Annotated in this window: 19 protein-coding genes, 1 tRNA gene and 1 pseudogene; 7 read left to right on the forward strand and 14 right to left on the reverse strand. The window is 47.2% G+C overall.

Translation table 11 applies throughout. From position 1 onward, the window contains the following. The 5 genes and pseudogenes from PN462_RS23425 to PN462_RS06545 all read right to left on the reverse strand — a co-directional run. Positions 1 to 124, reverse strand: a pseudogene (locus PN462_RS23425) (Uma2 family endonuclease); the annotation flags it as partial. Between the two features lie 100 nt (positions 125 to 224). Continuing rightward, the gene (locus PN462_RS06530; RefSeq protein WP_272127224.1) at positions 225 to 959 is read right to left on the reverse strand and encodes an ABC transporter ATP-binding protein; all 735 of its coding nucleotides are present in this window, start codon (positions 957 to 959) and stop codon (positions 225 to 227) included. Then, on the reverse strand, positions 956 to 1,483 hold the full coding sequence (locus PN462_RS06535; RefSeq protein WP_272127225.1) for a hypothetical protein: 528 nt from the start codon (positions 1,481 to 1,483) through the stop codon (positions 956 to 958). Before PN462_RS06535 ends, PN462_RS06530 begins: the two co-directional genes overlap by 4 nt. An 83-nt stretch (positions 1,484 to 1,566) precedes the next feature. Continuing rightward, positions 1,567 to 2,142, reverse strand: coding sequence for a leucyl/phenylalanyl-tRNA--protein transferase (gene aat, locus PN462_RS06540; protein WP_272127226.1), 576 nt, complete (start codon positions 2,140 to 2,142; stop codon positions 1,567 to 1,569). 25 nt (positions 2,143 to 2,167) lie between these two features. Continuing rightward, positions 2,168 to 2,326, reverse strand: coding sequence for a hypothetical protein (locus PN462_RS06545; protein WP_272127227.1), 159 nt, complete (start codon positions 2,324 to 2,326; stop codon positions 2,168 to 2,170). A gap of 125 nt (positions 2,327 to 2,451) precedes the next feature. Between PN462_RS06545 and PN462_RS06550 the strand changes: the two genes are divergently transcribed. After that, entirely contained in the window at positions 2,452 to 2,925 is a 474-nt protein-coding gene (locus PN462_RS06550) for a hypothetical protein (protein ID WP_272127228.1), read from the forward strand. A 149-nt stretch (positions 2,926 to 3,074) separates the two neighbouring features. Here the strand turns inward: PN462_RS06550 and PN462_RS06555 are convergent, their stop codons facing one another. Beyond that, positions 3,075 to 4,385 (reverse strand): bifunctional sterol desaturase/short chain dehydrogenase, encoded by a 1,311-nt coding sequence (locus PN462_RS06555; protein ID WP_272127229.1) that lies wholly within the window; start codon positions 4,383 to 4,385, stop codon positions 3,075 to 3,077. 188 nt (positions 4,386 to 4,573) lie between these two features. Here PN462_RS06555 and PN462_RS06560 point away from each other — a divergent pair, with 188 nt between their 5' ends. Then, positions 4,574 to 5,998 carry a glycosyltransferase gene (locus PN462_RS06560; protein ID WP_272127230.1) on the forward strand — a complete coding sequence of 475 codons (1,425 nt, stop codon included), beginning with the start codon at positions 4,574 to 4,576 and terminating at the stop codon, positions 5,996 to 5,998. 522 nt (positions 5,999 to 6,520) lie between these two features. Here PN462_RS06560 and egtB read toward each other — a convergent pair. The 3 genes from egtB to PN462_RS06575 form a co-directional block, all read right to left on the reverse strand. After that, the gene (gene egtB / locus PN462_RS06565; protein WP_272127231.1) at positions 6,521 to 7,759 is read right to left on the reverse strand and encodes an ergothioneine biosynthesis protein EgtB; all 1,239 of its coding nucleotides are present in this window, start codon (positions 7,757 to 7,759) and stop codon (positions 6,521 to 6,523) included. Further along, complete coding sequence (gene egtC, locus PN462_RS06570) at positions 7,734 to 8,471, reverse strand: ergothioneine biosynthesis protein EgtC (protein ID WP_272127232.1); 738 nt, start codon at positions 8,469 to 8,471, stop codon at positions 7,734 to 7,736. The genes egtB and egtC overlap by 26 nt, the downstream gene beginning before the upstream one ends. A 173-nt stretch (positions 8,472 to 8,644) precedes the next feature. Beyond that, positions 8,645 to 8,718: transfer RNA gene (locus PN462_RS06575), tRNA-Arg, on the reverse strand. A gap of 318 nt (positions 8,719 to 9,036) precedes the next feature. Between PN462_RS06575 and PN462_RS06580 the strand changes: the two genes are divergently transcribed. The 5 genes from PN462_RS06580 (at position 9,037) to cutA (ending at position 13,591) form a co-directional block, all read left to right on the forward strand. Then, positions 9,037 to 9,702, forward strand: coding sequence for an Npun_F0813 family protein (locus PN462_RS06580; RefSeq protein WP_272127233.1), 666 nt, complete (start codon positions 9,037 to 9,039; stop codon positions 9,700 to 9,702). Positions 9,703 to 9,958: 256 nt separating this feature from the next. Next, positions 9,959 to 10,993, forward strand: coding sequence for a hypothetical protein (locus PN462_RS06585; protein WP_272127234.1), 1,035 nt, complete (start codon positions 9,959 to 9,961; stop codon positions 10,991 to 10,993). Further along, complete coding sequence (locus PN462_RS06590; protein ID WP_272127235.1) at positions 10,990 to 12,105, forward strand: hypothetical protein; 1,116 nt, start codon at positions 10,990 to 10,992, stop codon at positions 12,103 to 12,105. The genes PN462_RS06585 and PN462_RS06590 overlap by 4 nt, the downstream gene beginning before the upstream one ends. Positions 12,106 to 12,340: 235 nt before the next feature. Continuing rightward, positions 12,341 to 13,210 (forward strand): pentapeptide repeat-containing protein, encoded by an 870-nt coding sequence (locus PN462_RS06595; protein WP_272127236.1) that lies wholly within the window; start codon positions 12,341 to 12,343, stop codon positions 13,208 to 13,210. Between the two features lie 60 nt (positions 13,211 to 13,270). Further along, positions 13,271 to 13,591 carry a divalent-cation tolerance protein CutA gene (cutA, locus tag PN462_RS06600; protein WP_272127237.1) on the forward strand — a complete coding sequence of 107 codons (321 nt, stop codon included), beginning with the start codon at positions 13,271 to 13,273 and terminating at the stop codon, positions 13,589 to 13,591. 50 nt (positions 13,592 to 13,641) lie between these two features. Here the strand turns inward: cutA and PN462_RS06605 are convergent, their stop codons facing one another. From PN462_RS06605 to PN462_RS06625, 5 genes are all read right to left on the reverse strand, one after another. Further along, a complete protein-coding gene (locus PN462_RS06605) occupies positions 13,642 to 14,274 on the reverse strand; it encodes a YdcF family protein (RefSeq protein ID WP_272127238.1) in 633 nt (210 codons plus the stop codon). Between the two features lie 249 nt (positions 14,275 to 14,523). Then, complete coding sequence (locus PN462_RS06610; protein WP_272127240.1) at positions 14,524 to 15,159, reverse strand: DNA endonuclease; 636 nt, start codon at positions 15,157 to 15,159, stop codon at positions 14,524 to 14,526. Positions 15,160 to 15,689: 530 nt separating this feature from the next. Next, positions 15,690 to 15,968: a type II toxin-antitoxin system RelE family toxin gene (locus PN462_RS06615; RefSeq protein ID WP_272127241.1), complete on the reverse strand. Its 279-nt coding sequence runs from the start codon at positions 15,966 to 15,968 to the stop codon at positions 15,690 to 15,692. Further along, positions 15,952 to 16,179 (reverse strand): hypothetical protein, encoded by a 228-nt coding sequence (locus PN462_RS06620; protein ID WP_272127243.1) that lies wholly within the window; start codon positions 16,177 to 16,179, stop codon positions 15,952 to 15,954. The genes PN462_RS06615 and PN462_RS06620 overlap by 17 nt, the downstream gene beginning before the upstream one ends. Positions 16,180 to 16,460: 281 nt before the next feature. Further along, entirely contained in the window at positions 16,461 to 18,461 is a 2,001-nt protein-coding gene (locus PN462_RS06625) for a bifunctional serine/threonine-protein kinase/formylglycine-generating enzyme family protein (RefSeq protein WP_272127244.1), read from the reverse strand. Positions 18,462 to 18,617 lie beyond the last annotated feature (156 nt).

The following is an 18,617-nucleotide window of genomic DNA, read 5'->3' on the forward strand; positions in this document are numbered from 1 at the left end:
TCATGGCGATGCGGTGGCGGTTGGTTTCCAAGGGTTCTCCGTCATCAAAAATTAAGTCTTCGGGTGGCATGGGGGGATGCCAGTCAGGGATGGAGGTGGGTTGAGGAGTTAGACCTGTGGACATGGGGAGAAAGGGGGAGTCAATTTGTTTTTAGTGTACAGGATGCAGAGCTAAAAGAAGCCCTAAAGGGCTTACTACGAACGCATCAACAATATCTGAAGGTTTACCAGTCGTCTTGGTCGGGATGGGTTAATTCTTCTCGTAAGGCCGTCCAGTTGACTTGGTTGGCGGGGAGGTCTTTGTGTAACTGGCCGTGTTGGAGATAGAGGACTCGTTGACTAAATTGGCGGACGACTTCTAGTTGATGGTTGACCATTAAAATGGTCATGTTTTGTTGTTGGGAGAGGTGGGTTAACTGTTCCATTAAAAAACTGGCGGTTCCGATGTCTAGGGCGGAGGTGGGTTCGTCGAGGAGGAGGACTTGGGGGTGTAAGATGAGGGTACGCGCGATCGCAACTAATTGCCGTTGACCTACTGAGAGTTGTAACTCTGTCCGGTCTAACCATTCATCGGGAATATGCAGTTGTTGACGAACCAGATCAACTCTGGCCTCTATTTCAGGTTTGGGGCGTTTCTGTAAGACTAAGGGATAGGTCATGGCCTCCCAAACTGGCATCCCTAGTAACTTGGGTTCTTGTAACACTAACCCGACTTGTTGTCGTAACTGGGTGATGGGAAAGCTGGTGAGGGGTTGCCCGTCTAGAAAAATTTGTCCGGTGGTGGGGTCTGTGAGACGGTTTAAGAGACGTAAGAGGGTGGTTTTCCCTGAACCCGATGCCCCAATGATAGCAACGCGATCGCCTTTTGCCACCGTAAACGAAACATCCGTCAATATTGCATCAGACGACCAGTCTGTCTGTTGTCCAACTTGCTGAACCTCTAAAATTGCTGTATTCATAACCCTATCGCGGTCGTTATCGTCCACCCATCCACCAGCAATAAAAGTAACGTAAAGCCTAATAAAATAAAATACATCCAAGGTTGGGCAAGGGGTCGGACATCACGGGTATCTATCCCCGTTTTCTCCTCCACTTGTTCTACTAACTTGGCAAACCCGGCCACTCGCATGGGCAATAAATAGGCACGGTCTTGGGCTTTCGTGACAAAATAATAGACAACCCCCCCTTGTCCGGTGGTACGCATTTTTAGGTTTTTAATGTCGTCCCACTCTAATGACCAACCTTTGCGAAAAATAAACCGAAACCAAGCGGGATAAGTGACTTTTATTCCCGTTTCATCGAGAATTACTCGTTCACTCATTGCCCCATACAAAATCATAAATCCGATGGCAATTCCCACCCATAATACAAGAGGAGGAACAGGAGCATCGGTCACTTTAGACAGAAAGGGAAGCGGGAGAGTTAAGGCAATATACAGTGTTAATAAAGTGATACGAATTAAGGGAGATAAATTAAAATACATTTGTTCTTTTTTGTTGGTTCTTTGTTGTTTTAATAGCCCTATGATTTATTATCTATTACCAATTACCAATTACTAATTACTAATTACCAAAAGTTACAAGGTTTTTTGAGAGCATGACGAAGGAATTTTTGATATTGACCATCACTGATAGTATAAGCCCCGAAGCGCTCGAGGTGGGTGTTTTGTAACTGAGCATCAAAAACAATAAACCCCTGTTTTCGTAAATGTTCAACTAATTTCACCATTGCCACTTTCGACCCTTCAGGAATACGATAAAACATAGACTCGCCAATAAATGCTCCACGAATAGCAATTCCCAATATTCCTCCCGCTAACTCATCCCCTTGCCAGGTTTCAAAACTATGGGCCCATCCTGCTAAATGCAGTTGCCAGTACACTTCCTCTAACTCCTCGGATATCCAAGTTGTATCTCGGTCAGCACACCCTTCACAGACTCCCCGAAAATCCCGATTAATGGCGACAGAAAAGCGATTTTGATTAATAACCCGTCGTAAGGATTTTGGGTAGCGAAAACGGTCATCTAGGGGGATTAGCGCACGTTTCCGGCTAGAATACCACCCTAATTTTCCGTCATCGTCGGCCATGAGAAAGTAGCCTTGGGAATAGCCTTCTATTACATCCGGGATATCGACGTTCATAGATTGGGTAATTGGTAATTGGTAATTAGTAATTGGTAATGGATAATTGGTAATTGGTAATGGATAATGGATAATTCATAAATCCTTGTTGTTCCCCATCTCCCATCTCCCCTATCTTCCCCATCTCCCCTATCTTCCCCATCTCCCGACTCCCGACTCCCGACTCCCATCTCCACTGTGTCACCTTGAAGACTGTCCTCTCCCCTTTCCGGTCTAATATGTCCCAGATTACAATAAAGATAGCGCAAACTTCCAACTTTTGGAATACACGCCAGTGACCCAGAATCATTTATTGGGGGAATGGCTATTATGTTTAACCTTACATCACGTTACTGGATTATCCCACTCCTGACCGCTTTTACGGCTCTCCCGGTTATCGCACAGTCGGCCAATTTTGATACTCTGCACTTAGCCCAAGGGTTTGACCGGGCCGAGGCCAGTGTGACGGGAAATACTGGAGGGGCTTATGATTTAGCTAAACATATTGCATCGGAAGACTATCAAGGAAATCGTTGTTTGGGGTTTGGGTCGCAAACGCCAGACCATATGATGGTTTTAGAGGAAGAAATGTCAGGGATGACGCTTTCGATTAATAGTGGAGGCCATGATACAACGTTAGTGGTCCAAGGGCCTGATGGGGTCATTCGCTGTGGGGATGATAGTCCTATGGGAGAAGATGCCCAAATTACGGATCAAAGTTGGGCATCGGGAGAGTATAAAATCTGGGTGGGGTCGTTGAATGCAGGTCAAAATTGGCGGTATCGTCTCTCGGCCCGGGAGTAGTCCTGGCCTTGTACGGTTAACTGATGACTCTCCAGAAACTAACAATAAAAGCCTTACAGTGATTAGTTTCTGACCTTCTTTTTAGGCCAACTTTCGACTTCTTCAGTCCTTCTGCCTCCTGCCATCTGCCCTCTGCTTTTGGATGCTGCTTACTGCTTACTGTTAACTGAGTTCATCAGGGTTTCTCGTTTGTGAGAAAAGAGTCTGAAGTAAGTTGCGGTGGCAAATTCTTTGAGGGGAAAGGCCAAATAGGTCAAGGGGTTCACGGTGACGATAATATTACGAATGTCCCGTTGGGCGAAGTTGAGTATTTGTTTGGCCACCCAGTCCGCAGACATGACACCGATGGGGTTTAGGTTACTGCGAAAGGGTCCTAGGATGAGTTTTCGGACGACGCAGGGGGCATCTAACCGTTGTAGGGTGACGAGGTGGCCGAGGGTGCGTTTGCTGAGTTCGTAGAGGGGGCTAAAGGCGGGGCTGACTTCTGCTTCGGAGGTGTTGACCCAAATTTCTTTGGTGACAATATCTTTGTTGGTGCGGATGGTTTGTAGAAAGAGTTCGATGAGTCGCCATTGGGAGAAGGCGTTGACTTCGTAGGAACTGGCGATCGCGCTTTCACTCCGATCCCCATGTACATTAATGCCATGATTCAACACCAGAATATCAATTTTCTCTAATTCTGGCAGTAATTCGGCCTCCTGGTTAAGTTGCCAGGTGAGGGTTTTCAGGGGGTCACTGTCCCCCGGAAGCGTTACGGGGTCGGGTTTGGAGGTTAGGGCTACGACTTTTGCCCCCCGTTGTTTCAACTGGGATAAAAGAGCTTGTCCTAGAGTCCCGGATGCCCCTGTCACGGCCACTCGCTTGCCTTTCAGAGAGAGGGCTGTTCCCATAATCTTATCCACTAAGGTCAATGTGCCACAATAATACGCCTGTTGATTATCAAAATGGTGTCGCCAGTGATAGGGACGGTTGACAAACCAGCGACTAGGTAAGCGTTTAAACTGTCCTGGACGGTGGGTAATGTCGGTTAATTCGTCTGCGTAGGCGAGTCCACTGCCTCGCGCGATCGCGCCTAATAAAAAGGTTAACGTATAAACCGACCCCGCTGCCGCCATCCAACCGTGAGGCAGTCCCGACCAAGACGCAACCCCCCAGGGAATGAAACTAAACCCCAACATCACCAAAGACTCCGGCAAATCATTATACCAATGAGCTTGGCGATAAATCGTCTCACTCACCGGAACTAAATCCGGACGAAACACCCGATGATGCCAACTATGCAACCGATACAACGGCCTCCAATAGTGAGACAACACATGATAACTGTCGCGCACTAACTCCACCCATAACCAAGACCCCACCGCCAAGGCGAGGGCTAGCCCCCAACCATTCGGGAGGGAAATACCGTTATTGGGAAGAAACGCAGGGAAAAACAAGAAAATTAAATAATCTAGCGGCATTGTGCAAGTTAAACTCTAAAAATATTCAGAACTTACAAATTTTAGTAAAATTAAAAGTAAATCAGCTTAGGGCTGTTTTCACAATTGTGCTAAGAATTGTAACAATCTTAGCTACAATAAGACAGCAAATAGTTCCATTGATAGCTAATTTCCCCCTATTTGTCCATTTGACAAGAGAGAAGTAACCTATGTCCGAGCAGTCTTGGTCAAACAACAAACAGGAAGTCGATCCCCTCGCTTCCTTAATCCCCGACTGGTCTGATCCCGAAGACGAAGAAGAAGAATTTAGAAGTGACTTTTTTCAAGGGATTGCCGGACGGAGACAGAAAGCCGCAGTCCTTTTAATGACCATTTGGGGCGTTGTGATTGCCCTACACCTAGTATCTTGGGGATTTTGGTTAGTTTTGAGTATCACCGGAATTTGTGCCGTTTACTTGCTTTGTGTGGCCTTAGAGAAAGCCGATGATCCCCCCCAACTCCTCAGCGAGGCCGAGTTAGCCACGGCCCCCAAAGTCTCCTTACTGGTGGCCGCCAAAAATGAAGAAGTGGTGATCGGTCGTTTGGTAAAACAACTGTGTCATTTAGATTATCCCCGCGATCGCTACGAAATCTGGGCCATTGATGACCACAGTAACGACCAAACCCCCCACATCCTCGACCAACTCGCCCAAACCTACCCCCAACTCCACGTCTTCCATCGAGGTCCAGGGGCCGGCGGCGGCAAATCTGGGGCCCTTAACCAAGTCTTACCGCAAACCCAAGGAGACATCATCGCCGTCTTCGATGCCGATGCCACCGTCTCCCCCAATATGCTACGTCGGGTTGTCCCCCTGTTTGGCCAAGATAACATCGGCGCAGTACAAATGCGCAAAACCATTGCCAACCCCTCGGTCAACTTCTGGACCAAAAGCCAATACACTGAAATGGCCCTCGACAGCTACTTTCAACAACAACGTATCGCCATGGGAGGCATTGGCGAATTACGGGGAAATGGACAATTTGTGCGTCGCAAAGCCTTAGCCACCTGCGGGGGATGGAATGAAGAAACCATCACCGATGATCTCGATCTCACCATTCGTCTCCATTTAGCCAAATGGGACATTGGCTTCTGTTTATTCCCCACCGTCAGCGAAGAAGGAGTCACCCGCCTACCCTCCCTCTGGCATCAACGGAGTCGTTGGGCCGAAGGCGGATATCAACGGTATTTAGACTATTGGCGGTTTTTCATGAGTCACCGTCTCAACTTCACCAAAACCATGGACTTATCGGTCTTTGTATTAATGCAATATCTTCTCCCCACAGCGGCCATCCCCGATATAGTAATGGTCATCTTACGGCAGGATTTCCCCATTTTAAGCCCCTTATCGGCGTTAATGTTGCTCATGGTTGCCCAGGGGATGATTCGGGGATTATGTCGCATTAAACCCCATTTAAGTCCCGTTGAGACCATCTTATCGAGTCTCAGACAAACAGTGCGCGGCATGGTGTATATGACCCATTGGTTTGTGGTTATCCCTGCCACCACAGCCCGCATGGCCGTGCGTCCCAAGCGGTTAAAATGGGTTAAAACTGTCCATCAAGGGACGGTTGAGGAAGGTTTAGAAGCGAGTTAGTAGAGTCTCAAAGTAACCGAGAGAGGCAACCACAAAGACACAAAAATTGGGGTTTCTCTCTCTAATTCGCTGCATAAAATCTGCATTTTGTCAAGGGGTTGAAAGATAAAAATTATACAAGGGGAAAATCAGGAATTAATTGATCAATGTGAGTCATAATTTTTTGAGTCTCTGTTAACACAACGACAATTTTCTGATCATGGAGAATTTCCTCAGAGGATAATTAGGGATTCCTGCTTGGTTACTTCTTTCTTCAATGCTGGCTGTAATTTCCAAACCTGCACTTTCGATTAACTCTTGTAAAGCAGGATAATGAGTGCGCTCACTGGCTCTCTCTAGGTTATTATTTTGGAGAGTCTGTAAATAATGGGTTAAATTCATAGAGTAGATATCAAGAATTTTATGTTTCACCCTGTTACCGAAGAAACCCGGTTTCTTGCCTTTCCCCCAACTATCGGGGGATGAGAGACTGAGAAACCGGGTTGCTTAGTCCAATTTTCTACTATTTCAGGTTTCTTCCCTTTAAACCGCACAACGAAACCCGACAAAAATTTGTCTCACCCAAGGATGATACCAGTTGCGGAAACTGCCTCGTAGGGTCCAAGGCCGAGTGGACCAACTGCCTCCCCGTAAGACGCGATGTTGTCCATCAAAATAGACTTGAGAATATCCCCGATAGGGGAAATATTTAAACCCGGAATATCCCCCAAACCAAGAATTAGTCCATTCCCAAACATTGCCTAACATATCCCAACATCCAGACGGACTTTGCCCGCTAGGATAGCTATTAACGGGGGTGGTATGACCGACTAGGGTATTATGATTACACCGTTGTGTTGTGGGGAGGGAGTGGCCCCAGGGATAGTGTAAGGTTTCCCCGGTGGTGGGATGCCAACGGGCGGCTTTTTCCCATTCGGCTTCGGTGGGGAGTCGTTTCCCTCTAAAATTGGCGTAGGCTTCGGCTTCATACCAGTTTACTCCACAAACTGGGTGTTCGTCCCATTCGGGGCTGTCACTCCAATAGAGGGGTTGGGAGATGGGGTTATCTTGTAACCAGTGCCACCCTTGCTCTGACCAAAATTCCCGTTTTTGATAGCCTCCTGCTTCCATAAAGTCTCGATATTGTTTACAGGTGACGGGATAGCGATCAATTTGATAGGACTCTACATAGTTATTATGGCTCACTTGCTCGTTATCTTGGGCTTCTGTTGCGTCATACCCCATTTGAAATTCTCCGGCGGGAATGGCTACCATTTCGGTTAGGTGACAAGTGGGGGGGGTGGTGACGGAAGGGGGGAAGTGGGCAATATGCGGCCAGCGCAATAACTGTAAAACAAAGGTTATGGTTTCACTATGTTGGCATTCGTGTTGTATTAACCACCGCCACAGCCTTTCCTGTTGCGCTAGGGGGGCGGTTTCGAGGTAGTCTAAGACATGAGTGCGAATCTCGCTTAAAATGCCTTGTATGACTTCATAGGGGGGTAAGTTTTGCCGTTGTTGTTTGGGCAACCCGTCGGCGGCAAAGAGTTGCCGATATTGGGGATAAAAGGGGGAATATCCGGCATAACGCTCTAATATCCATTGGGCTTCTACGAAGGCAATATGGCCTAAATGCCAACCGATGGGGCTAAAATCTGGGTGGGCTTGTTGGGTGAATTCTTCGGGGGTAACGGTTTGGAATAAGTCTAAGGTGCGATCGCGGCATTCTGTTAAATTTTGGGCAATCTCGACTCGTTTAGATTCGCTGGATATGGACTTCACAGTCTTTCCCCACACTAATAATACTCTGCGCTGGACAATGTTTCCAGTCTCCCCCAAAAAGGGGTTCGGATGCAAGAATTACCGCCTCTGGATAGTCGGGAGATTGGCACGACAAATATAAACTGGGAATATTATCAAAATTGGCGTAACGACAACCAATGAGTCGATCTCCGGTACTAATCACTAAGGTAGCGGCAAATTTGACAAAAGGAGATTGGGCCATCTCTCCCAAGGTTTGAAGGGCCCGACGTAACGCCCCTTCCACCCCCTGCTCCGGCGTTTCCTCCAAATAGGTTAACACCAACGCACAAAAATATTCTGAATCCGTTGTCCCCTGAATCCATTCCTCTGCTTGGGCCGATAATAACTGACGCAGGGGCCGCCGCAAGGTTTGCCGAAAATGCTCAATATAGCCATTATGGGTAAACATAAGCTGGCCTTGGGTAAACGGTTGACAATTGCTCAATTCTACCGCTAACCCCGGTGTCGCACTCCGCACATACCCCAACATACAATCTGACTCGATATACCGACTCAAGGGGGATAAATTAATATCACTCCACATGGGCAAAATATTTTTGTAAGTGTAGGGTAATTCCTGACGCTGGGCATGATACCACCCCACCCCAAACCCATCTGCATTCATTAAGGCCACTTTCATCTCTTGGGGAGCATAACTTTGCACTAACAAGGAATGCTTGGGTTTTGTCAATATTTGCTCCATTGACAGAGCAGGGCCTAGATATCCCAACAAACGACACATATTGCAGTAAACAGTAACCAGTAATCAGTAATATGATTCTACTCTTGTTCTCCTTGATGCCCGTAATGGCAGCATTTTAGGGCGAGAGAATCCACATCAACACCCCGCAACCCACAAAAAAACGTCCCCTACAGGACTCGAACCTGTAACCAAACGCTTAGAAGGCGTTTGCTCTATCCGATTGAGCTAAGGGGACTCGTGATTGCCAAAGGCTAGGCATAGATTGATATTGTACCGAGAACTTCCCAACATGGCAATCTAATCCGCAAACCACTCAGATTATTCCTCTTGAGTCACCGACTTTCTGCCCAGAATAAATTAATATAGCAATTATCTGGAGACTTAAATCGCCAGTTCTCTGTCGCGCTTAATCGCCTAACTGCGAAGTTGGGATTCTCCCAACCCCCGTCGGGAAACGGCTTCTAAGCAACGAAAACCCGCGCGATCGCGCCTACCTCTCCTTAATCAGCTTTGGCTCGGATCATTTCTCCTTCAGGAGTCATTTACCTGCACTATGTTTATTCTCCAACGGCAGGATGTTGAAATATCCAACATTCCGCACCCCAAACGAGAACAACAAATCCCTATCCTCAAATACCAAGATCAAACCTTCCGCTTGATCAACGTCTTTGATGCCTCCCAAGCAGAAGAAGCCAAAAACTTCTGGAAAGACCTAACTGATAATCAGGGCAAATTCTGTATTCTCCTACAAGAAGAGAAACGTCACAGTGTTTGGGGAAGGGTCCGGTTAGAGCAACTCACCGGAGAAGGAGGCACAGTTGAAAACCTGCCGCCCGCCTTCGCCCAAGCCTGTCTCCTCATTGTACAAGCCCTCTACTTCGACACCGAAGAATTACTGGGAGGCCGACAAGCGAAACTCTTTCAAAAAGAAATCGCCAACGCCTTCTCCACTCGGCAAATTCCCCAAGGAGACTCAGAAAAAGCCGTAACCCAACTCCTCAACCTTGATCCCCTAGCGAGCAACTTCCAACCTCCCCCCTGGGAAGAACAACATCTTCTCGCCATCCTCGAAGAAATGTACCGTCTAGGAAAAGAATTCTTTGGCAATACCAACTTTGCCGATGAATTAGACGATATTTTACTCGATATGGACGACAAAGACCGCCAAGATTTTCGCAATTGGCTGAAAAAGTCCACATTAGGGAAACAATGGAAGTGATGGATAATGGATGATTAATTGGTTCTTGGTTCTTGGGGAACACCGGAACAGGGAATCGGGAATAATATATTTTTGTTTTCCCCATCCCCCCCATCTCCCCCATCTCCCCTATCTCCCCTATCTCCCCCATCTCCCGACTAGGGAACAGGGAATCGCTGATAACTTTCCCGAAAGCGATACACTACTAACAGAATCGCCAAATTCCCGTCTGGATTGGCCATCAGGTGCAAACCCTAACGTTTCTTTCGCAAAGTCTATGAGTAGCACTGTAGAGCAAACCCCGGAGTCGGACTCCTTTTTCAATAGCAAAGTCGTCATCTACGCAGGAATTGCTTGGGGCGTTTTGTCTCTCGGCTTCTTCCTGCTCAGCGTCATCGCTCCCGCCACTGAAGATACCTTCTGGTATTTAATCGGCACTTATGTCGCTGAATTTGTCCCCTTTATGGCGGCTGTCGTCCTCTGTTACCGCAACTGGCGCAGTCCCAAAATTATGAGTGGGCGAACCGTCTGGTTAGGCATTGGCCTAGGGATTCTCTCTTACTTTATTGCAGATTTGATCTTCGGCTTTTGGGAAATTTATTGGGGGCTTGACCCAGAAATTTCTCCCGCCGATTTCTTTTATATGGCCTTCTATATCTGTTTGGGATGGGGCATGATTTTGGCTGTGGTCTCCAAACGGTTAAACTTAGAAATATGGCAATGGGTGACATTATCGATTATTGCAGTGGCCGGAACAACATTAGCTATTTGGATCGCCCTAGCTGAACCAGCAGAGTCGGTGGTGTTGCCGACGGAAGGGGGTCAGGAAGCCCGTGAACAAATCACGGAGACGACCGCCCAAACTGAACCACTCCAGGGGGAATCGACTTCAGCACCAGCCGTACAACCCCCAGAAAGCGACTCTGAATCTGAAATTACAGCCCCTCAGTGGGTTCTCGCTTTGCAAGATTACTTGCTACAATTTTCTACTCCGGTCAATTTCTTTTATATTATCTGTGATGTGGCGTTATTAATCATTGCCGTCACCTTGCTCTTAGCGTTTTGGGGAGGGACGTTTTCTTTATCGTGGCGAATGATTGCGGCGGCTGCGTTAGCTAAATATTTAGCGGATATGTGGTTTAAATACGCAGCAACACTCCCCAATTACGAAAGTGGTGGATTTTTAGAAGTCTTCTTCGTATTTAGTGGTATCTTATTTGCCATTGGTGCCGCCCTCGAATACGACATTTCGAGTCGCCCACGGAGAAGTCGTCGGAGAAGGTCACAGCGTAACTCTGAAGTAACAACATGAGTCCCAGAAAATTAACTGAGTCTGATAAACAAGAAATTCTTGAACTGTATCGTCACCCCAAGGAGACAACTTCGACTTTGGCGGAACGGTATGAGGTAAGCAGTTCAACGATTAGCCGTTTTTTAAAGAGTCGTCTTGCTGAAGGGGAGTACGAGAACCTCATTCAACAAAAACGGTTGAGTCGGACTCCTTCTGGGGCTGCCCAGGTGTTGAGTTGGTATGCACAACAGGAGCAACCCCCAGAACCCACCTCATCGGCACAGGAGGAGGAAACGGCATCGTTTGAGGAGCAGGAGCAAGATCAGGAGGAAGAGCAGGAGCAGGAGCAGGAGCAGGAGCAGGAGCAGAAGAAGGAAACCGTCTCTAAACCTGTGACCAAAAAAATGAAGGATGCTCAGGCCAAGGAGAAACCGGACACCTCCAAACGACGCTCCCGACGACGCTCATCGGCGAAAGAGGAGTCTGATCAGCAGGAGTTAGATTTCTCAGACGCGACGGCCCCTGAACCGGAGGAGACTCCTGAAGGGGTGGAAGCGCCGAAGCCGAAAATCCGGGAAATGCCTGTGAAACCTCAACCGGTGGCCAGCGATCGCACCCCAGAAAACGCCCAATCCGAGGAAACCGACGAGGAGGACTATTTCGACTTTCAAGACGAAGAAAGCGAAGTTCACGTCCTCGAAGAAATGCTCGGTGAAGACATTGATCTTCACGAAGACTTTGAGGACGAGGAATGGGAAGATGATTGGGACGAGGAGGAGGACGACAGTGAATCTTCTACTCCCCATCCCCTCTCTGTCCAAGTTCTCCCCCTCAGTAATGCCAAGTTTCCCCGCACCTGTTATCTGGTCATTGATCGGGCCGCCGAACTGATTACCCGGCCCCTCCGGGAGTTCAGTGACTTGGGAGAAATCCCCGATGAGGAGTATTTCCAAGAAACCTTACCGATTTTTGACAACCATCGGGTTGCCCGTCGCTTTTCTAAACGCTCCCAACGGGTGATTAAAGTCCCCGATGGGCGTTTATTCCAAAAAACCCAAGACTACCTCCAGGCCAAGGGCATTACTCGTTTACTCTTGGATGGGCAGGTGTATTCTTTGTCACAAAAACGCTAACTTTCTTAAACTTTTTGGCTTGTTTTCTAAACTTCTTAAAAGTTTTTTAACGATGTGCAGACAATCCCCCAAGTCTGGTTGAGGCAAACAGTAGAATAGGGAACAGTCAAGCCCAAGGGTTTACTGGACTCTCACAACCCCGTTGAGCCAAAGCACTCATCGGGGGACTTGAGTATCAGAGGCCAAGAACGCTTGGTATTGCTCCAAACTCCTACTGTCAGAGATGCCAACAAAAATGGACGTGCGTCATTTACTTCGAGCCTATGAACAAGGCCAGCGAGATTTCTCAGGAGTTGACCTTGGTGGTGCTGATTTAAGCTGTGTCACCCTAATTGGGGTGAATTTTCAAGGGGCTAACCTCCAAGGAGCTAACCTGAGACGCTCTTTTTTAACCCAATGTGATTTTAGTTATGCTCGCTTAAATTGGTGCAATCTCAGCTATGCCAAGTTGAGCAATGCCCAATTTATTGAAGCGGATTTAACTAAAGCGAACTTGAACGGGGCGTTTTTGGTTGAGGCCGTTGTCACCCACAGTAAGCTCAGTGGTGGGGTATTAGCGCATACTAATCTACGGGGGGCAAATCTCTGGAAAGCCAATTTATCTGGGGCGAATTTATCCGGGGCTAATTTACGACAGGCCAATTTAAGTCAAAGCAATTTAAACTGGGCTAATTTATCGGGTGTTCGCTTAGTGAATGCCGCTTTATATGGTGCATCTTTAAACGGAATTAATCTTACTCAGAGTTTACTCAAGGATATTGATCTCAGTGGGGCTGATCTCGAAGCGGTGAGCTTTCAAGAGGCGACAATTAGCCGCCTCAATTTAGAACGGGCGAGATTAATCACTGCGAGTTTCCAAGACGCGAGTCTCCAGTCGGTGAATTGCCGGGAGGCCGATTTAACGGGGGCAATTTTTACTCAGGCTTCCTTGGAATTAGTCGATTTGACTGGGGCGATTCTCCAGCGTGTCAATTTTGAGCAAGTGGATTTAACGGAAACTCTGGTGAAGGAGACTGATTGGCATGACGCAAAGTATAGAGTAACCACTCAGACTCGTGCTTCTCCTACTGCGGTGCATCAGACTCTCCTCTGGGCTACCTCTTGACATCTTGCCCCTTCACCCATTAAGCAGTAAGGGAGACTGTTTTGATTGATGGGGCAGGTTATGGCAGATTATGGGGTTGTTTTGGTAACGGCTTCTTCTCCAGAGGAAGCGAGAGCGATTTCAGAGGTTCTCCTTCAGGAAAAATTGGCCGCTTGTATTAGTACCACGGCTATTCAATCCCTCTATGTTTGGGAGGGAGCGGTTCAGGATGACCAGGAGTGGCAGTTGATGATTAAAACGGATTTAAGCCTGTTTTCTGAAGTGGAGGCGAAAATTAAGGCGGTGCATTCCTATGATGTGCCGGAAATTATCGCGCTGCCCATTGTGCAAGGCTCGACATTGTATCTTGATTGGATCGGTGAGAGTACGGTGAATTTGTGATTTTTTAGCATATAAAGCGCAAAAAGTCAAGAAAATTATAGGCCAGAAAATTATTGGTCTAACCCGTGAAACTCGTGCCGTTCCTTTAAACTGACTCCGGTTCGTCCGGTAAAGACCCAAAATAAAGCTCTCGCGCCATCGCGGACACTTTTCAGCCAAGATTCGGAGGGGCTTTGGGACGGCACAGTGAGGGGTTTAATGACGATGCCTCGACTGCCAAAGACGATTTCGCCGACAATGCGGGCCCGTCTCATGTGGTTGTCTGAGGTAATGAGATAGACGCTTTTTACGCCGGAGGCTTCTAATTCATCAACGAGACTGGTGAAGTTGGTTACGGTGTCTAAGGCTTCGTAATCTAATTGGAGGCGATCGCGCGATACCCCAGCCTGAGCAAAAATCTTCTCCACATACACCTGGGGACTCCCGGAAGACACCCAAACCTGCTCAATTTCCGGGTGTTCCTTCGCTAAATTGGCCGCAAAAATTTCCCGTTTGTCTAGGCCCCCTAAGACAAACGCGACTTTGGGTTGCGCGATCGCGCTTTGCACTTCCTTATACGCCGTAAACAACATCACCGCCACCATCGGCATAAACCACAACAGCAGACGATTCTTGAGATGCCAACCCATAACCGTAGAAGACGGAGCAGACTTTTGCTGACTCGAAACCAGTCGAATGACCATTAATTGTTCAATCAATCAACGTTTAAAATCCAGAAGCAGTAGTCCAACAGCAGACCATTGCTCACCACTGCCTTAGATCATTATAGGAATGACCCGACCTCATCGCACCCCGCGATCGGGCGTGCCATGAAAGAAAAAACGGGACTGGCCGGATTTGAACCGGCGACCGAGCGCTTCAGATTCGTGTGAGTTTCCCCACTCTCTGGACTATTCCTTCACCCTAGAAAACCTTCCTCAGCAAAATTTGTCTTAGAAGCATTTTCCGTAGGTGGTAGCCGTTTCGTTGTAGGAGGGATTAATTTTGCCCTGCATACTCGGATGAATAAACGGACTTAACCAGCCAAAAAAAGCTTTTCCGGCCTTCGTTCCCAAACGGAGACGAGATTGTGATCCATTGCGACTTAACCCCCAATGGATACCCCAAACTTGGGCAAAATAAGCCACAATCACCTCATTGGCCTCCGGAGATAACCCCGTATTGAGAAACACCTCTAAAGCCCGAATCTTGCCCTTATCGCGCTTAAAAGACCGTGAACCACAATCCATAAACCAGATCGCAATTCCTTGGGGAGTCAAGCCCTCTAAAAAACTGCGAGTAACTTGCCGCGTATTCCCCGAATAAAGCCTTTTCAGCATAATCCGAGTTAGAGGAATGAGCTTTGGATCAATGCGCCAAAGGCGATTTCCCTTTGCCGTTGACCAACTTCTCACCCCCACAGGCTTCCGAGTAATCTGCTCTAAGAGTTCCTTTTTAAAAAAAAGATAGCCCCTTTGACGGTCATCATGCTGAATAAAAAAGTTATCTTGGCGTTTACGCCCCTTTCCTAACAGCATTCCCGCCAGCAGACCTCGTTTTTCTTTTTTCGATGAGACATCAAAGTCCATCTGTTTGACTCACTACAACCAGTCTCTGCACCTTCCGTCCGAGAGCCATTCCCGTGAGACTTGAGGAGACCTCAGCAAAAGTACAAAAAACCTTCACCTTACCGTCTTCATCCCAAAACCCACTGTACTCCCAGTTGGCTTGGCTCAAGATTACCCTATAGACCGCAATCCTCATAGAATGCAGGATTTTGTCCACTTAGGCTTTCTTGAATTTGACTACATTCATCATTGGCGTTTCCGACCAAGATGCCCGATTCTTCAGGAGGCGCTTGCTCTATCCTACTGAGCTACAGCCCCAAGCTGAGAAAACCATTATGTATCTTAACAGGTCAGGGAAACTTATCTCTACCATAGGCCAGAAATTGCCCCAAACCCCAGCCCTTCCTCATAGGGGAGAAATTCCCCCAAAGTGGCATAAGTCAAGCCTTTCGAGCGAAGCAAGCCCAGAAACCCGGTTTCTCCCCCCCTCAAAACCCTAGTAAAAACCAAGAAACCGGGTTTCTATCAGGATTGAACGGTGAACCCGTCCACTATTTATAAATATTCCCTCTAGAAGAAAGATCATAAATTAAAAGGCTTTGCGTCGTTTCATCAATTTTGAAAATAATCCGAATATCACCTACTCGAATTCTCCAAAAGCCAATCCATTGCCCTTTGAGTTGTTTGATATCTAAATCTTGCAACGGTAAGCGGCCTTCATCTTCTAGGCTGTTTTTCAGAATAAGGAGTTTTTCTCTGATTCGATTAGCGGTGTTTTTATCGGCTTTCAGTAAAAATTTACGCGCACTTTTTCTAAATCGAATCTCCATCAGTTATCCAATCTGTCATATCTACAAATTCTTCATCAGCATAATCATTTGGTGAACCTAATTGTTCATCAATATCTTGCTGTTCTTCATCGCTAATAGAAGGGACGAGTAAAGTATAAAGACTCATTTTTTCTTCTTGTAGTAATTCTCTAATACTTTCCTTGATGAGTTCTTTTAAGGCTTGTTTATCCATTAATTCAAGAGAAGTCATTTTTTTATGAGTAAGTATAAGCAGGTGTGGGTGAAAGCCGCCGCGCTCCTACATTTTATCGCATCCTGTAGGGGTGTATTGCAGGCTATTGCTGTTGCGTCCTCAACCCCTTAGCAAAAGCCCAGAAACCGGGTTTCTATCGGGGTTGAACGGTGAACCCATCCCATGACCAAAGAAACCCGGTTTCTCACCCCTCAAGCCAAGTGAGAAAAATAGCGCGAGTCGCCTAACGGCGACACAATCAAAGGGCAAAAAGGCAAGAGGGCAAGAGAGCAAAAGGGCTAAAGAGTCCTGGGCAGCAACCGAACAACACGCAGCCCGACGTTAATGCCACTATCGTCGGGATTGTCGTCGTAACGGAAAGCGGAACGGCAATGCCACGGATTGTGGTACCAAGAACCGCCCCGTAGTACGCATGATCTATTCTCTTTTAATAATTGCTTTAAATGTTCCGACGGTTTTTGATAACGATTATCTTTTTTGTTAATTCGTTCATCCCATACTCTCCCATCCTTTGGCGCACCTTTATAATTCTCATGCCAAGTGGGCGCGCTCTCGCCAAAGAGCAGGACGAGTGCCGTGATCCCATGATTCTTATGCCAAGGGTCTAAACACCATTCCCACACATTCCCGTGCATATCGTACAACCCAAACCCGTTAGGATAAGGAAAATAATCAACTGGAGTCGTTTCTCCTCGATAGCTTCCCTGGGGTTCATCGGCAAACGTGGAACTAGCATCATAATTCGCCAACTCATCCGTAATTGTCTCGCCAAAATGAAACGGTGTCTTTGTCCCCGCACGACAGGCGTATTCCCACTCCGCTTCACTAGGCAACCTGTACTCTTTTCCCGTCAGCTTGCTCAGTCTGGCACAAAATTCTACTGCATCATACCAAGACACCTTCTCCACGGGTCGATTATTCCCTTTGAAGTGGGAGGGATCAGGGTTTAAGTCTCGTTCGATTTTCCCTACTTGGGTCACGACTGCTCGCCATTGCGCTTGCGTGATAGGGGTTTTGCCCATAAAAAAGGATTGTACGCTGACTCGATGTTGGGGATGTTCGTCGCTGTGTCCTTTGCCATCTGGCGACCCCATCTGGAATGTTCCCTCTGGTATCTGCACCATATCGAGAACTGCATTTTTGCCTAAGTCTTCTGTGTAATATTTTGCTTGTCTCTGAAGACTCTCTTTTTGTAAACGTTTAACTGTTTTTCCACCTAGACCTAATAAACCCCCTTCTTTTTTGTTAACTACTTTGACTTGGACAGTCTCAAATTGAAACGTTTGCAGCGTTCCCCTCTTTGCTGTGGGTTGAGGGGTGACTTGAGGAATATTTGCTGGTTGCTTGGGTTGTGACGCAGATGCTTGTGGAGTCGGTGCAGGTTGTGGAGAAGACGCAACAGACTGAGGCGTTATGGCTTCTAAAACCGCTTGGACTGACTGATACCGCTTTCTCGGTTTTGGTTCAACTAACTTGCCTAAAATCTGCCCTAACTTGTCGCTGACTTGATTCCCATTCAAAAAATCTCGCCATGCCCAGTCGGCCTCCATTACATCGTATAACTCAAAGGGACTCACCTGAGTTAACAAATGCAGACAAGTCACCCCTAAACTATACAAGTCACTCATATACTTAGCTTTTCCCATCCCTTGCTCTGGGGCGCAATATTCCACCGAACCAATCACTGTTCCGGTTACACTACCTTGTAAGGGTTTCATCTGTTTTGCTGCTCCAAAGTCCACTAAAACCAGCTTTTTATCGCTATTTCGTCTAATAATGTTCTCTGGTTTAATATCCCGATGGATGACCTGCTGACTGTGGACAAATTTCAGGACAGATAATAAGTCTTGTAAGACTTCCCAAATCTGCGATTCTGAAAAAACACCGTTTTGCTCTAATTCTTGTTGTAGGGTGTTGCCTTCAATATACTCCTGTACCAAGTATTGACGATCCTCAGCAGTAAAATAAGCTAATAAATCAGGGATTTGCGGATGTTTGCCCAGTTCTTCTAACCGTTGTGCTTCTTGGGCAAATAATTCTGAGGCTTTTTGTACAGTATCGGTCCCCTGTGCTTCAGGGAAGAATTGTTTAATCACACAAGGGGGTTTTGAAGGTTTATCCTCATCGACGGCTAAAAATGTGCGGCCAAAGCCCCCTTGTCCTAGAATACGTTGAGCATGGTAGCGTTCCCTCAATAGCAGCGTATTGCCGCATTTCTGGCAAAATTTGGAGTTATCGGGGTTGGGGTGGAGACAGTCGGGGTTAAGACATTGACGCATGAGTTGTGCAGACTCGCCTAACCGCTAGTTTAGCAAGTTTTAGGATGACTTTAGCGACGTTTGAGGATGAATTCTGCGATCGCGCAGCGTCTCCGTTTATTCCCACTCAAGAGGTTAATATCTAGGTTTGACCTCGAGCCACGACGGACTGACCCA

It is taken from the genome of Spirulina sp. CS-785/01 (assembly GCF_028330525.1).
In the GTDB taxonomy this organism is placed as follows: domain Bacteria; phylum Cyanobacteriota; class Cyanobacteriia; order Cyanobacteriales; family Spirulinaceae; genus JAQMSD01.